Here is a 15,846-nt window from a genome sequence, read left to right as displayed (position 1 = left end):
CTTTTCTTCCTCTTCTCATGAAGGATCTACTAGTAATTTCAACGTAACCGATCTGCAATTTCTTCAATTTTACGCAGTCTATGATTGACTCCCGACTTACTGACCGTTGCACCCGTCACCAGCTCGCCTAGCTCTTTCAATGTCACATCTTGATGCGCAACACGTAATTGAGCAATCTCTTGCAAACGTTCTGGTAATTGATCCAAACCAATCGTGCGCTCAATCAACTTAATATTTTCAACTTGTCTTTGTGCCGCTCCGATTGTTTTATTCAGATTGGCCGTTTCACAATTCACCAATCGATTCACACTGTTTCGCATATCGCGCATGATCCGTACATCCTCAAACTTCATAAGGGATACATGTGCGCCGATGATGCCTAGGAAATCGGATATCTTTTCAGCTTCTTTCAGATAGGCGATAAATCCTTTTTTACGCTCGATAGACTTTGCATTCAATTGAAAACGATTCATCAACTCGACAAGCGATTGACTATGTTCCTGATAGCTCGAGAAGACTTCCAAGTGATAAGAAGACGTCTCCGGGTTATTAACGGAACCTCCTGCCAGGAAAGCTCCCCGTAAGTACGCGCGTGCACAGCAGTCTTTTTCAATTAGCTGTGGATCGATCGTATTGATCATTTGAAAATCATCCGTCATAATCGATAATTCTACCAATAAATGCTTGGCCCCGTCACGGATTCTGCAAATATATACATTATTTTTCTTAAGACGCATTTTTTTTCGTACAAGCAATTCCACTTTATACGGATATAGCGCCTTCACGTTCGAATACAGACGACGCGCAATAGAGGCATTTTCTGTTTGAACGTCGAGACTCAGTTGTTTATTTGAAAAAGACATGACACCATTCATACGGATGAATGCTGCAATTTCAGCTTTCGTACAGCAATCATCCGCTTCAATCTGCGTCAATTCTTTTTTCGTTTTGGATGCAAAAGACATGATATCCCCCCTCTTCGGCGATTTTCATATCTATCCGCCTTCTACGTTCTCTCTATATAGCGCATCAACATGTCTGCTACTTCCGTCGTTTTATGCATAATCGTTCCATCTACAATTGTCGCGATTTCCTGCACAAATACTTCGGGTACTAGCGCTTGCAGTTTTTCTAAATCGTTCTCCACAAGCCAAGGCTCTTCTTTTTCATCGCGGTTGTGCGTGCGTCTGAACGCTTCTGCATTATTCACCAGTACCGCATCGAGGAAAGGTGCTCCAGCATGGTCATAGAGTGCCTGCACGTGCTCAGAAGCGGTGTAGCGATACGTTTCACCACGTTGCGTAGTTAAATTGCCGACATATACCTTTTTAGCGGTGCTTTCGATAATCGCATCGCGAATATCCTGCACTAAAAGAGTTGGCAAAGTACTAGTATACAAGCTTCCCGGCCCAAAAACGATTAAATCTGCATTTTTTAGCGTATCGGCTGTTTCTGGCAATGGTTTTACATCTTGTGGCGTGATGAAGACATTACGAATTTTTCTTCCATAGAGAGGAATTTTCGATTCACCTGTAATAATTGAACCATCTTCAAGCTCTGCATGCAAGGTAATTCGCTGATTTGCTGCAGGTAATACTTTCCCCTTTATATTCAGCACAACGCCCATCTGCTCGACTGCACGGGCAAAATCTCCAGTGATGGTCGTGAGGGCGGTAAGCATTAAGTTCCCAAGAGAATGCCCCTTTAAACCATCTGATCCTTCGAAACGGTGTTGAAACATTTTCTCAATCATCGGCTCGACATCTGAAAGCGCTGCCATAACCTGTCTTATATCTCCGGGCGGCGGGACATTGTACTGGTCGAATAAACGACCCGAACTGCCCCCATCATCCGCCACCGTGACAATAGCTGTCAACTGAATCGGATGCCGTTTTAATCCCCGAAGAATCGTAGATAACCCCGTACCGCCACCGAACACAACGACTTTTTTCATAGTAGTGGATTGCATATTTATGTCAACCCTTTCTTTTTTCAACATCCCGATGCGATACGTATGTCGGGTAGTCCTCTTTAAAGACACCTTTAAAGTATTCAGCAAGTGTAACAGAACGATGTTGACCGCCAGTACAGCCGAATGCAATGACCGCTTGACCTTTACCTTCTTGTTTATACTGAGGTATTAAGAACTTGAATAAATCTGTTAGTTTTTCGATTAATTCTTTCGTATCTGCCCATTTCAATACGTAATCTGATACTTCATGATTCAAACCTGTCAACGGACGCAATTCTTCTAAATAGAACGGATTCGGTAAAAATCGTACGTCGAATACAACATCTGCATCGATCGGCATACCATGCTTAAATCCAAATGACACGAAATTCAATGTAAATTTCGGCTCACCCGCTTCAGAAAATTCACGTGTGATTTTCTCGCGTAATTGCTTTGGCTTTAATTTCGATGTATCAATAATCGAACGCGAAAGTCCTTTTAATTCTTTTAGCAAATGACGCTCTTTGCGAATTCCTTCGAGCAACACGCCACCTTCAGACAATGGGTGTGATCTGCGTGTTTCTTTATAGCGTTTTACAAGTGTTTCATCATCTGAATCCAAGAATAACAAACTTGTTTTCACATCTTCCATTTTGAATAATCCGTCGAGTGCCGCAATCAAAGAATCAAATAAACTTCCACCGCGTGTATCCATCACGGCTGCAATCCGTCTCATTTGATTATCCGACTTCATCATCAAATCCAGGAACGTCACAAATAGTTCCGGCGGCAAATTGTCTATGCAATAGAATCCCATATCTTCAAAGCATTGCATAGCGACTGTCTTACCTGCACCTGACATACCTGTAATTATTACGACTTCATATTCATTTACCGCTTGTGGCTGATCCATAAATGTTATTCACCTTCCGTCGATTGTTGAAGCGACTCCCGCAAGAAGCGGAATTGCTCTGTATAATAGAACGTTCCATACTGCGTACCTTTTTGACTGACAGCAAAGAGAAGATTCTTGCGGTCTCCTTCTGCCATTGGCAATGTATGCAAACTGTCCAGTGGATGCCATTCCAGTTCACCTTCTACGGTGGTCTTCAATAATTCTCCAGAATAATCATGGGCAACAAATGTGAAGAGCAACCATTCATTCAGTAATTCTTTCCCTTCATCATCCATGATCATCATCGTATATACGCCTTTTAAATGTGGTGCGATAGCGTGCGCTCCGGTTTCTTCAAGAAACTCCCGACTAGCTGCTTCATAAACAGACTCACCTTCATCGATTTTTCCACCCGGTGCCACATACCAACCGCGTCTTGGCTTCTTCAGTAAAAGGACTTGACCGTCTTTCACCACGAGCAAATTAGCAATTTTTTGCATATGTAGTTCCCCACTTTTCAAGTATGTAGTTATAGTATACAATGCTTTCAATGAAAACGATAAAAAAAGGTGACTATTCACGGAAGTTTATACCGCAAATAGCCACAAAGTTGCTATATTATGAAAAGGGGGTCTTTCTTCTTTCTATTATCCCCCATCTATATTGCAAGACGATTACATATACGTTACGAATTCATGACCCGTTTATGCTTTCGCTTCTACTTCCTCCATCAACTCTTCAATGTACTTCTGAGCTGCTTGAGCTGCAATACTTCCGTCTCCTGTAGCTGTCACGACTTGACGCAATAACTTCTCGCGCACATCGCCTGCTGCAAAGATACCTGGAATTTTCGTTTCCATAATGTCATTTGTTTCAATATAGCCGTTTTCATCCAAAATGCCGAGATCTTTGAAAGGTTCTGTGATTGGGTCCAATCCGATATAAACGAACATACCTTCAGTTTCCATTTCACGTTCAGAACCGTCTTCAGTAGAAACTAGCGTAATGGAACCAATCTTACCGTCTTTTTCATTCACTTGCTTAACCGTTGAATTCCAAATGAAATCAATCTTTTCATTGGCAAACGCACGCTCTTGGACGATTTTTTGTGCACGCAATGTATCACGACGGTGGATAATCGTTACCTTGTTAGCAAAACGCGTTAAATATGAACCTTCTTCTACCGCAGAGTCACCGCCACCAATAACGACGATATCTTTATTGCGGAAGAATGCTCCGTCACATACCGCACAATAACTTACGCCACGGCCAGTTAGTTCTTCTTCACCTGGTACACCGATCTTGCGGTATTCTGCACCCGTAGTTAAAATAACTGCACGCGCTTTATAACTCTTCTCGCCTACATGAACCGTTTTGAATTCACGGCCGTCTTCGATTTTCGTTACGTCCCCGTAAGCATACTCAGCTCCGAAACGTTTCGCATGATCGAACATTTTAGTTGAGATGTCCGGACCTAAAATACTTTCAAATCCAGGATAGTTCTCAATTTCTTCAGTATTGGCCATTTGACCGCCTGGCAAGCCTCTTTCTAGCATCAATGTAGACATATTTCCACGTGATGTATAGACAGCTGCTGTCATCCCTGCTGGTCCTGCTCCGACTACGATTACGTCATATACCTTTTCTTCCATTGTCATAGTGATTTTCCTCCTTCAAAGTACGCATCCCTTGGTTTTCATCGACTTCACCAAAGATTTTATCTGGCTCGCAGATAAAACTATCGCTATATAAAATCGTACGAGAAATACACTTGAATATCAACTTAAATGCAACATCTGTTTGATACTTAGTCCTTTGTTTGTGGCAAGAATTCGATCAGTTCCTGAATATACTTCGAAAGTGTTGCAACAGAGACGCTATAATTTTCTGCAATAGACTTCTTTGTGACTTTTTCAAAATGCGCCGTTTGGAACATATAGTCCACAGCTGCAGCGATTGCATCTACATTACTGAACGCATATTTCTTTTCCAGTGCATTATCACATAACGTAAACCACATTTGAAATAGCTGTACGCCTTCTTCATCCAGCGGTTTATACTCTTCATACAATACGTCACAAATCGCCAAAGCTTTTTTCAATGCTTTTTCAAACGAATTGCTCGCCTTGAATGAATATTCTAAGCTGTGCGCTAAGAAAAGTTGTTCTGCGGCACTTAACTTTTCAACATCTATATAGCCTGGATGCGAAAGGATCTCTTGTAAATGCGAGGACTTACCTAGCAAGTACAGTCCGAACATTCTCTCACTGCGATAAGGATTTGAGACTTTCTCGATCAAGAACGGTACATCCTCTTCATAGGAATCCGCGTCCAACTCTTCGTCCAGTGATTTCCAAGGTTCGAACCCTTCTTTCGTTGGATCCAGCTTCAGCAAGGCTTCATTAGCTTGTTCCGCCACTTTACGATGACCTGTAAAATAAGCAGCATTCGCTAGCCAGAAGTAATACCCTACATCCCCTTCAAATCCACGTTTCTGCAGACTACGGAGCCAGTGATACGCTTCCTCATAACGACCTGTCAGCGCAAACGTCGCACCCAGTTTATAGCGTTGCTCGAATTGATAAGGTTTAATCTTCGACAAAAGCTCCATCATGCTTTTCAGACGCTCTTCATCTCGGTTGTAATAAAAGAACACAGCCAAGTTGCAAAGCGCGTGGATATTACCTTTCTCTTCACGCAACACATCATATAAAATTTCCTCTGCGTGCTTCTCTTTACCAATATAAAAATACGCTAGCGCCAAATTATTATGGACAGCCCATGTTTTCGGATAATTCACAAGCAAATCTTCTAGCACTTCAATCGCTTCTTCAAAATCCCCTTGCTCCATCATACGTCGCGCTTTTTCTTGCATGAATACTACTGCGCCATCAAGTTGTTCGCCTTCTTCAACGAACATTTCTTCTTGATCAGCGAACTCAGATATTTCATGTGCTTCTTCCACAAATACGCCATCTGGTGCCATACCAACATACTTCAATGCATATTGTTTCGCTTCACGTAATAAACCTAAATGTGCGTGAACTTCTGCTAAATAGAATGTCGTTTCTTCATTATTTGGATCTAGATCATCAGCCGTTTGCAGCAGCTCATATGCGTCTTCAAAACGTCCAACTTCCATAATGAATACACCATATTCCATATGTGTCAGTGCATCATCTGGATTTAGATCCAATGCACGTTTATAGTATTTTTCAGCGTCGGAAAATTGTTCTCGTTGCATAGCTTGCATAGCGCGTTTACGATAAAAATCACCGTCAGGCAAAAATGATATAATTTTATCTTTTATAAATCGTTGGTTGTTTTTCAATCGAACTCCTCCGAAAAAGTAAGAGGAACGCACTTGACGTCCCCCTGCAATGTATCCTCTAGTATACCACAACTACTTAGCCCGTCATTCATTTGCTTTCACCCGCTGCACGTTCCGCCATTTGTTCGGCAGTATATATAATGCGCACTGGGTTTCCACCAGCAAATGTACCAGCAGGAATATCCTTATTCACGAGTGAGGCAGCGGAAACAATTGCACCATCGCCTATTTTGATGCCTGGCAAAATCGTCGTATTGGCGCCAATCAGCACATTATTACCTATTTCCACGTCACCAATTCGATATTCATCAATCAAATATTCATGCGCTAAAATCGTCGTATTAAACCCAATGATGGAATTTTCACCAACAGAAATTCGTTCCGGAAACATGACATCTGGCACGACCATCAGCGCGAAAGCCGTATGCTTCCCGATTTTCATCCGCAAGAACAATCGATAGAGAACATTTTTCCATGAAACAAACGGAGTGTACCGCGCAATCTGGATGACGATGAAATTCTTAGCTACTTTAAAAATCGAGACCGTCCGATAAATATGCCAAAGTGAATTTGCATCTCCTTTGGAAGGATGCCGCTCGGTGCGTCTCATAATTTGATTCCCGCAGTGACTTTCAGTAAATCGGACATATGCTGCAACATGTAGTCAGGTTTGAAAGTCTGCAAATACTCTTCCCCTTTTAACGCCCATGCAACAGCCGCCGTTCGTACTCCTGCATTTCGGCCACCGAGTATGTCATGGAAGTTATCGCCAATCATCAGTGATTCAGCAGGTGTCCGCCCTAGACGTTCTAATGCAAGTAATAATGGTTCAGGATCCGGTTTAGGCTTTGTCACATCATCCAGTCCAATCACCGTTTCAAAATAAGGCGTGATCCCAAGAAGATTGACCCCTCTTTCTACCATGTCACGCTTCTTCGTCGAAACGACCGCCATCTTCAAGCCTAGATCATATAATTTGCGAAGCGTGTCTGTCACGCCTTCGAATTCCGTTACATAGTCATCATGATTTGCTAAATTCCATTCACGATACTCATGGATCAATTGATCGGTCATATCCGGCGCAATAGAGGAAAACGTATCATGTAACGTAGGTCCGATAAACGGCAACATCTCTTCCCGTCCGAAACGTCCAGGGAAATGCTTCTCAAGGACATGTTCAAAAGAAGAGAGTATTAATTCATTTGTATCAGCAAGCGTTCCATCAAAATCAAATAATAATGTAGTAATCGGTTGATTAGTCAATAACAGCTTCCCCCTTCTCTTTCGGCTGCTTCCATAGAATACTCACTGAAATAGTCAGTACAATGGCAGTTACAAGCCGAATGATCAATAATGGCCAAATTGGTATACCCAGTGGTAGGAATAATAGTGTATCCTCAATCACCGCATGGCATGCCATCAAGAATATAAACGCTAATGTAATATCCCGTTTTGATACGCCGTCTTCCTGCACTGCCTGAATCATGACCCCAGCACCATATGCCAATCCAATCAATAATCCCGCAACGAGTGTCATCGACGCATTCGGCTTCACACCGATCAATTTCGTAAACGGTGCCAAGCCATTCGAAAAACGCTCCAAATAATTACGGTCTTTCACATATTGCACAAACAACATGAGCGGAATAACGATCAACGCCAGTTGCAACACACCAAATGCTGCCTTTTCAAGTCCCAGCAAGAATATTTGTAAAAATCCTTCTGGCACGACTTCCGCTTGCGGTGTCAGACCGTATTGTGCGATTTCATTGCCACCTGTCCAAAACAGATTAATGAGTACACCCGCCAGCACAGCCAATCCAAGCCGTACGACGAGCACCATCCATAGCTTAACGCCTACTTTTATGGCGACAGCTGTTTCAATGAACAGATTATGCGCAAAACTAATCATGACAGCGATGATAAATACTTCTTTAACAGTTAATTCCAATGAAATGATACCAGCAATTCCAGCGTATAAGTTTAATGCGTTCCCAAGCACGAGCGGCACGGCTGCTTCACCGCGTAAACCGAAAAGATGCATAATAGGTTCAACTAATTGAACAAGCCAAGGTAAAATAGGTGTGAACTGCAAGATGGTCACGAGTAATGTAATAGGGAAAATAATCTTACCGAGTGACCATGTCGTTTTCAGTCCAACTTGCAAACCGTCTTTCAACGTACTGGATAACGCAATATTATTTTTGTTTGTCATTATAGTTCTCTTTTACTTTCATTACATACCTGCGATATAGCAAGATTGCGATCCCTATGACAACTCCTGCTACAGATACTAACTGCGCTGCACGTAGACTGCCGATCACATACAGACTATCCGTCCGCATTCCTTCAATGAAGAATCGGCCGATTGAGTACCAGATGACGTAAAACAAGAACACTTCTCCACGTTTCATCTTCAGCATTCTTCGGATCACTAAAATCAAAATGAGTCCAACTACATTCCATAACGACTCATACAAGAATGTTGGGTGATACGTGATCCCATCAATCGTCATTTGATTCATAATCCAATCAGGAATGATCGTACTTTCTTTAAACGCTTCTGAAACCGGTCCGCCATGAGCTTCCTGATTCATGAAGTTCCCCCAGCGTCCGATAATTTGTCCAATCAATAAACCAGGTGCCGTAATATCTGCAACTTTCCAAAACGACACGCCGCGCTTCCTACAGAAAATCACAGCTGTAATGACTGCACCGATTAACGCACCATGGATCGCAATTCCACCATTCCAAATTTGAATGATTTGCTCTGGATGATCCTGATAATAATCCCATGTGAAAATAACATAGTAAATTCGTGCACTGATGATAGAAATAGGAATTGCCCAAATGAGCATATCCGTTAGTAAGTCAGGGTGCATTCCCCGCTTCAGCATTTCTCTTTGTACAATCATAAACCCTAAAATAATTCCGAGCGCGATCAAAATACCGTACCAGCGAACTTCTAAGCTGCCAATACTGATCGCGACTGGGTTAATCGCTAGCATGGATACATTCACTTAGTCGCGCCCCTCTTCTTCTAATAGTTCCGCATTGTCTGCGATCGCTTGATCCAAACGCTTAGTAAACTCTTCTGCAGCATTAATTCCAAGACGTTTCATTCGATAATCCATCGCAGCTACTTCAATGATGACTGCGATATTCCGCCCAGGTCTTACCGGAACTGACAATTTTGTAATTTGCGAATCGAGAATTTCTACTTTCTCTTCATCAATCCCAAGACGATCATAATGCTTCTTATCATCCCAAATCTCTAAATCGACCGCTAATAATACACGCTTATCATCTTTCACCGAACTCGCACCGAACAACGTCATCAAATCAATAATACCGACACCGCGAATTTCCAACATATGCTTCAACAGTTTCGGTGACGTTCCAATCAAGATGTTATCGGATACTTGACGAATCTCGACCGAATCATCCGCTACTAGTCTATGCCCTTTTTTAATGAGCTCTAACGCCGTTTCACTTTTCCCTACTCCGCTGCCACCCGTGATTAATACTCCGACACCATACACATCGACAAGCACGCCATGAACTGTCGTCATCGGAGCGAGTTGTCCGACCAAGTAATTCGTCAGCATACCCGAAAACTGAGTCGTCTTATAATCCGTCCGCAAAACAGGAATATTTTTCTCCCCTGCCAACTGGCTCAACTCTTTCGGACCTTCTTCACCATGAGCAATAATGAACGCTGGCGTATCGCTCGAACAAAGTCGCTCCAAACGCTTTCTGCGCGTGATAGCTGGTAAAGTTTCAAGGAAGGACATCTCCTTACGTCCAATCAACTGCACACGTTCTGCAGGATAATAATCAAAATAACCAGCCATCTCAAGTCCTGGCCGTGAAATATCACTCATTAGAATTTGCTTATGAATGCCCTCGTGTCCAGCAATCAATTCCAATCCGAAACGATTCATAATATCTTCTACTGTTAATTCACCCATGAAATCCCTCACTCTCTGCTACAATGAATAAACTCTTTACGTCATTGCTAAATCATCGTTTTTTTTACTTATGTAGCTATCATTCAACCCATTTTACCATGAAGGAAACGAAAAGAAATGGATTACTCCTTGTTCTATACATCCTTTTTGTATCCTTTTCAAAAGTCTTCTCTATATAGAGGATAAAGGAGAGTGGATAGAATTGACACTAATTATTCTCGACGCGGGTCATGGACCGGATACACCCGGTAAACGCACACCTGACGGAAAGCTTCGTGAGTATCATTTTAATTCGGCAGTAGCTGCACTTGTTGGTGGACTTTTAACGAAGGAAGGTCTGACAGTGAAGTATACGCATGACTCTTCACGCGACGTGCCGTTAAACGAACGAGCGACTTCAGCGAATCAAATGAAAGCAGATGCATTTATCTCAATCCACGCAAATGCATTCGGCAATGGCTGGCACACGGCACAAGGAATTGAAACATATATTTATCCACAAGCCAGCAAAAGTTCCGCAACGCTCGCTTCAGTCGTGCAGAAATCCTTAATCTCCGCTTGCCAACGTCCCGACCGTGGCGTAAAAAAAGCCAACTTCGCAGTCTTACGCGACACCAATATGCCTGCAATTCTAGTAGAGTGCGGCTTCATGTCGAACCAGACAGAAGCCACGTTATTGCAAAGCAAAGCCTATCAACACCAATGCGCACGGGCAATTGCTTTTGGGGTTTTGTGTTGGGAGTATGGGCGGTGAATGTTGCTGGGGTGGGGGGGCTGGAGGGAAGTAGCGGGCGATAGGCTATGAGCGGATACGGCGTGGCTTAGAGCACTCAACCCATTTCTATGAGCCGATAAAACCCGGCTTAGAGCACTCAACCCATTTCTATGAGCGGATAAAACACAGCATAGAGCACTCAACCCATTTCTAAGAGCGGGTAAAACGCCGCTTAGAGCACTCACCCCATGTCTATGAGCGGATAAAACACAGCATAGAGCGCTTAACGAGATTCATTGAGCGACAGTAAGCGTCTCCCACTCGAGGATCAAAGATAGATGGCGCGGCGCATAGTTTGCGTGAATACTCAGTGTCACACCGCGGGCTTAGAGCGGTCACGTGCTTTAATAGAGCGGATCACGTGTCGCTATGAGCGAATACAAGACGCAATAGAGCAGATCACTTCATGGATAGAGCGCTCGCGTGGATGCATAGAGCGATTATCGAGATTCATTGAGCGACAGTAAGCGTCTCCCACTCGAGGATCAAAGATAGATGGCGCGGCGCATAGTTTGCGTGAATACTCAGTGTCACACCGCGGGCTTAGAGCGGTCGCATGGCTTAATAGAGCGGATCACGTGTCGCTATGAGCGAATACAAGACGCGATAGAGCAGATCACTTCATGGATAGAGCGGTCGCGCGGATGCATAGAGCGCTTAACGTGTCGCTATGAGCGAATACAAGACGCAATAGAGCAGATCACTTCATGGATAGAGCGCTCGCGCGGATGCATAGAGCACATAAACGGATTCATTGAGCCCCCTTCTCTTTCTCGCCCTCCCCCCTTTGAAGTAACCTCCACCCCCCACCTACTAAATAAACAAAAAAACACCTGCACCGCCATAAAAATGGCCATGCAGGTGTTTACTTATTCTATCAACCCATATCAACAGAGTTATAGCGAACCATAACAGTGCCTGTCTTAGACTCGCCCGTAACATGTAGCGGCTCTTTCGTCTCGTCTACCCCACTCTTGCTGAAACGAATAGTGCGATGCAAGAACTGCTCTTGCTCCTCTACACGCGATACATCCTTTAACTGCAAGTCGAGCTTACCCATGTTGGAAGTAATCTCTCCTTTAACACCTAAAGTAGATGGGAAGTAAATTTCCACTGTACCGCTAATCGACTTCGCTTCCATTCTCTTGGCTTCAGTAGAAGAAGTCGTCAACGTCACATTACCATTTAGAGATTTCGCATCTATATCTGTGATAGCGCCATCTACATAAACACGGCCGTTCAATGTTTCAGCTTCTAGTTTTTCACCAGTTACTTTCAATATACGAATCATACCGTTTGCCGTTTCGAGCTCGGCTTCATGGAATGTAGTATCAGCGCACTCGATTTTCCCATTCGCTGTTTTAATTCGTAGATCTTTGAAGTCCACACCTTCAGCAGAACATCCGCCATTCAACAAACGTACAGAAAGTTTACGATACGGTGTTGTAGCCGGTACGTATAAATGGACATTCACTTGCAACATCTTCAAATCGCTACCGATACGTAGTTTGTCGCCGTCTTTTACAAACAATAATTTTTCAAGGAACTGGCTTAGGGCGCCTGCTTCTGAATCATTATTGAAATGCTTCACGGAAAACTTCGCCACGATCTCATCATTGTCTGAAGGATGAATTTCCACATTACCATGATCGATATGGATGATGATTTCTTCGATGTCTTCTGCAGATTTACTTTCTGTATGTGTGAAGGAAACCGACTTGCTGAATGGTGCTTCGAAATCGAATTCTTTCACACGGTGTACAGCCGTATCCATAAATTGCATGAAGCGGTCACCTGCTGTGACGAATTCTTTGCGGATATCTTCGAAGAAAGCATCAGCTGATGAACTTTCTTCTGCTGTTCCTTGTTCAGATTCTTTACCCATGGCTTCCAGTAATCTCAATGCTTCATCAGCCGTGATTTTACCATCTTCTAGCAACGTAAGTATTCGTATGCGTTCATTTTGCATTTCTGGATTCCTCCTCGTTTTGAACAATCTTTTCAGTACCTATCTATTTATACGGTTCTGCGGAGTAAAAGTTTCATTTTCTATTTTTTTACTACTTGTTTAATTTGTTCCTTCATTCGATTTCGATCTCTATCTAAGATCGTCTTCAAATATTTCCCTGTGTAAGACTCTTTCACTTCAGCTATTTCTTCCGGTGTTCCCGTCGCAACAATTTCTCCACCTTTGTCTCCGCCTTCCGGACCGATATCGATTATATAATCAACCGTCTTAATGACATCCAGATTATGCTCAATGACGAGAACCGTATTCCCTCCGTCAACTAGACGTTGAAGAACTTCAAGTAGTTTGGCTATGTCATGTACATGCAAGCCCGTTGTCGGCTCATCTAGAATATAGAATGATTTGCCCATGGAACGTTTATGGAGTTCGGAAGCGAGTTTTACACGTTGGGCTTCCCCACCTGATAATGTCGTTGCCGGTTGGCCTAATTGTACATAGCCTAGCCCCACATCAACAATCGTTTGTAATTTACGATTGATTTTCGGAATGTTTTCGAAAAATACTACCGCATATTCCACTGTCATCGCTAGTACGTCTGCAATATTCTTACCTTTATACTTCACTTCAAGTGTTTCGCGGTTATAACGTTTGCCGTGACACACTTCGCACGGTACATACACATCAGGAAGGAAATGCATTTCGATCTTGATGATTCCGTCTCCACGACACGCTTCACATCGTCCACCTTTGACGTTGAAACTAAAGCGACCTTTTTTATAGCCGCGTACTTTGGCTTCATTCGTCATCGCAAACACATCACGAATATCGTCAAAGACTCCTGTATAAGTAGCCGGATTTGAACGTGGTGTACGTCCAATTGGTGATTGATCAATATCAATGATCTTCTCTAAATGTTCCACACCACTGATACTATCGAACTTTCCAGGCTTCTGTTTGGATCGATTTAATTTTTGAGCTAACGTCTTATGCAAAATATCATTGACCAATGTACTCTTACCTGAACCTGAGACGCCAGTGACCGCGATAAATTGACCGAGTGGGAACTCTGCATCAATATGCTTCAAGTTATTTTCTGCAGCCCCTTTAACGATAATACTGCGTTCATCACGTGATCTACGTTCAATCGGAAGCGGAATAAATTTCTTTCCACTTAAATATTGACCCGTCAACGACTTCTTGTTTTTCATCACTTTCGCAGGTGTACCCGCAGCGATTACTTCTCCGCCTGCGACTCCAGCGCCAGGACCAATATCAATTAAATAGTCTGCAGCCATCATCGTATCTTCGTCATGTTCTACAACGATTAGCGTATTCCCAATATCGCGCATACTTTGCAACGTGCCGATTAATCGATCATTATCTCGCTGATGTAGGCCGATGGAAGGTTCGTCAAGTATATAAAGAACGCCTGTTAACCGGGATCCGATTTGTGTAGCCAAACGAATTCGCTGTGCTTCTCCACCAGATAATGTACCCGCTGAACGAGATAAATTCAGATAATCGAGTCCGACGTTCACTAAGAAGCCTAGACGCTCCTGGATTTCTTTCAGAATCATGTCGGCAATCTGTGTATCTTTTTCGGAAAGTGTTAATTGGTCAAAGAACTTCGTCGTTTCAACAATTGAACGTTCCGTGATCTTCCCAATATGCTGACCATCCACTAACACCGAAAGTGATTCCGGTTTTAAGCGGTATCCCGTACAAGTCGGACAGGATTTTTCCGTCATATACTTGCCCATTTGCTCACGTATATAGTCTGATGATGTCTCATGATAACGACGTTCTACGTTGCGCAATACACCTTCAAAATAGATGTCGCTGTCGCGTGTATTTCCGAATTCATTCGTATAGCGGAAACTTATTTTTTCCTTTTTGGATCCCAACATAAGTTTTTCAATATCCGAGTCGGCTAGCTCACCAACAGGTACATCCATTGGAATCTTATAATGCTTGGCAATCGTCTTGAGCAGCTCTGGATAATACTGAGAACTCGTTGGCTCCCATGGTGCAATGGCGTGTTCTTTTAACGTCAACTCACTATTAGGAATAACTAAATCAGGGTCGACTTCAAGCTTCATGCCAAGCCCATCACATTCAGGACATGCACCGAACGGACTGTTGAATGAAAACATACGCGGTTCTAGTTCACCGATAGAAAACCCGCAAATAGGACATGCATGATGTTCACTGAAGAACAATTCTTCTTCACCGATTACATCGACAAGAACATTGCCGTCAGCTAGGCGTAATGCAGATTCCAATGAATCACTAAGTCGTGTTTCGACGCCTTCTTTCATGACGATTCGGTCAATGACGATTTCAATCGTATGTTTTTTATTTTTATCCAAGTCTATATTATCATCAAGATCAATCGTTTCGCCGTTAACGCGGACACGTACATAACCTTGTTTCTTTATATCTTCGAATAGTTTAGCGTGCGTTCCTTTACGTTCTGAAATAATAGGCGCCAAAATTTGAATTCTAGTACGCTCAGGCAACTCGATTACGCGATCCACCATCTGCTGAATCGTCTGCGTAGAGATTTCAATGCCATGATATGGACAATGCGGTTTCCCAACCCTTGCGTATAACAACCGCAAGTAGTCATAGATTTCCGTAACGGTTCCTACAGTCGAACGCGGATTTTTGCTCGTTGTCTTTTGGTCTATGGAAATTGCCGGTGACAATCCTTCAATAGAATCCACATCCGGCTTGTCCATTTGTCCAAGGAACTGACGAGCATATGCGGATAATGATTCTACATAGCGGCGCTGTCCTTCCGCGTAGATTGTATCGAAAGCCAGTGAAGACTTTCCTGAACCTGATAGGCCCGTGAGCACGACCAATTTATCACGCGGAATCTTCACCGTTATATCTTTTAGGTTATTCGCTCGCGCTCCTTGTATTATAAGTTCTTTATTTTTCATGCGGAC

The 15,846-nt window shown here is 43.1% G+C and carries 14 protein-coding genes; 1 reads left to right on the top strand and 13 read right to left on the bottom strand.

Annotated elements, in window-relative coordinates; all coding sequences use genetic code 11:
* Nucleotides 1–38: 38 nt before the first annotated feature.
* The 11 genes from whiA to hprK form a co-directional block, all read right to left on the bottom strand.
* Entirely contained in the window at nucleotides 39–965 is a 927-nt protein-coding gene (gene whiA / locus CSV76_RS10810) for a DNA-binding protein WhiA (RefSeq protein ID WP_085426967.1), read from the bottom strand.
* 41 nt (nucleotides 966–1,006) lie between these two features.
* Nucleotides 1,007–1,954 (bottom strand): gluconeogenesis factor YvcK family protein, encoded by a 948-nt coding sequence (locus CSV76_RS10805; protein ID WP_099625637.1) that lies wholly within the window; start codon nucleotides 1,952–1,954, stop codon nucleotides 1,007–1,009.
* 22 nt (nucleotides 1,955–1,976) lie between these two features.
* Entirely contained in the window at nucleotides 1,977–2,864 is an 888-nt protein-coding gene (gene rapZ / locus CSV76_RS10800) for an RNase adapter RapZ (RefSeq protein ID WP_085426968.1), read from the bottom strand.
* Between the two features lie 5 nt (nucleotides 2,865–2,869).
* Nucleotides 2,870–3,346, bottom strand: a complete 477-nt coding sequence (locus tag CSV76_RS10795; RefSeq protein WP_085426969.1) for an 8-oxo-dGTP diphosphatase — start codon at nucleotides 3,344–3,346, stop codon at nucleotides 2,870–2,872.
* Between the two features lie 204 nt (nucleotides 3,347–3,550).
* Nucleotides 3,551–4,504, bottom strand: coding sequence for a thioredoxin-disulfide reductase (gene trxB, locus CSV76_RS10790; RefSeq protein ID WP_085426970.1), 954 nt, complete (start codon nucleotides 4,502–4,504; stop codon nucleotides 3,551–3,553).
* Between the two features lie 149 nt (nucleotides 4,505–4,653).
* Nucleotides 4,654–6,177: a tetratricopeptide repeat protein gene (locus CSV76_RS10785; protein WP_099625636.1), complete on the bottom strand. Its 1,524-nt coding sequence runs from the start codon at nucleotides 6,175–6,177 to the stop codon at nucleotides 4,654–4,656.
* Between the two features lie 88 nt (nucleotides 6,178–6,265).
* On the bottom strand, nucleotides 6,266–6,787 hold the full coding sequence (locus tag CSV76_RS10780; protein WP_099625576.1) for an acyltransferase: 522 nt from the start codon (nucleotides 6,785–6,787) through the stop codon (nucleotides 6,266–6,268).
* A complete protein-coding gene (gene ppaX / locus CSV76_RS10775; RefSeq protein ID WP_099625575.1) occupies nucleotides 6,784–7,440 on the bottom strand; it encodes a pyrophosphatase PpaX in 657 nt (218 codons plus the stop codon). Before ppaX ends, CSV76_RS10780 begins: the two co-directional genes overlap by 4 nt.
* Nucleotides 7,433–8,392: a nucleoside recognition domain-containing protein gene (locus CSV76_RS10770; protein ID WP_085426973.1), complete on the bottom strand. Its 960-nt coding sequence runs from the start codon at nucleotides 8,390–8,392 to the stop codon at nucleotides 7,433–7,435. The genes ppaX and CSV76_RS10770 overlap by 8 nt, the downstream gene beginning before the upstream one ends.
* The gene (gene lgt, locus CSV76_RS10765; RefSeq protein WP_085428996.1) at nucleotides 8,376–9,185 is read right to left on the bottom strand and encodes a prolipoprotein diacylglyceryl transferase; all 810 of its coding nucleotides are present in this window, start codon (nucleotides 9,183–9,185) and stop codon (nucleotides 8,376–8,378) included. The genes CSV76_RS10770 and lgt overlap by 17 nt, the downstream gene beginning before the upstream one ends.
* Before the next feature lie 12 nt (nucleotides 9,186–9,197).
* Entirely contained in the window at nucleotides 9,198–10,148 is a 951-nt protein-coding gene (gene hprK / locus CSV76_RS10760) for an HPr(Ser) kinase/phosphatase (RefSeq protein WP_099625574.1), read from the bottom strand.
* Between the two features lie 202 nt (nucleotides 10,149–10,350).
* Between hprK and CSV76_RS10755 the strand changes: the two genes are divergently transcribed.
* Complete coding sequence (locus CSV76_RS10755) at nucleotides 10,351–10,902, top strand: N-acetylmuramoyl-L-alanine amidase family protein (RefSeq protein WP_369823323.1); 552 nt, start codon at nucleotides 10,351–10,353, stop codon at nucleotides 10,900–10,902.
* A gap of 898 nt (nucleotides 10,903–11,800) precedes the next feature.
* Here the strand turns inward: CSV76_RS10755 and CSV76_RS10750 are convergent.
* Both CSV76_RS10750 and uvrA read right to left on the bottom strand, forming a co-directional pair.
* Nucleotides 11,801–12,892, bottom strand: coding sequence for a DUF4097 family beta strand repeat-containing protein (locus tag CSV76_RS10750; protein WP_099625572.1), 1,092 nt, complete (start codon nucleotides 12,890–12,892; stop codon nucleotides 11,801–11,803).
* 80 nt (nucleotides 12,893–12,972) lie between these two features.
* Nucleotides 12,973–15,840 carry an excinuclease ABC subunit UvrA gene (gene uvrA / locus CSV76_RS10745; RefSeq protein ID WP_099625571.1) on the bottom strand — a complete coding sequence of 956 codons (2,868 nt, stop codon included), beginning with the start codon at nucleotides 15,838–15,840 and terminating at the stop codon, nucleotides 12,973–12,975.
* Nucleotides 15,841–15,846: the final 6 nt, after the last annotated feature.

This window comes from Sporosarcina sp. P17b (assembly GCF_002743115.1).
Lineage (GTDB): Bacteria > Bacillota > Bacilli > Bacillales_A > Planococcaceae > Sporosarcina > Sporosarcina ureae_C.
This window is presented reverse-complemented; position numbering and strand designations above follow the sequence as displayed.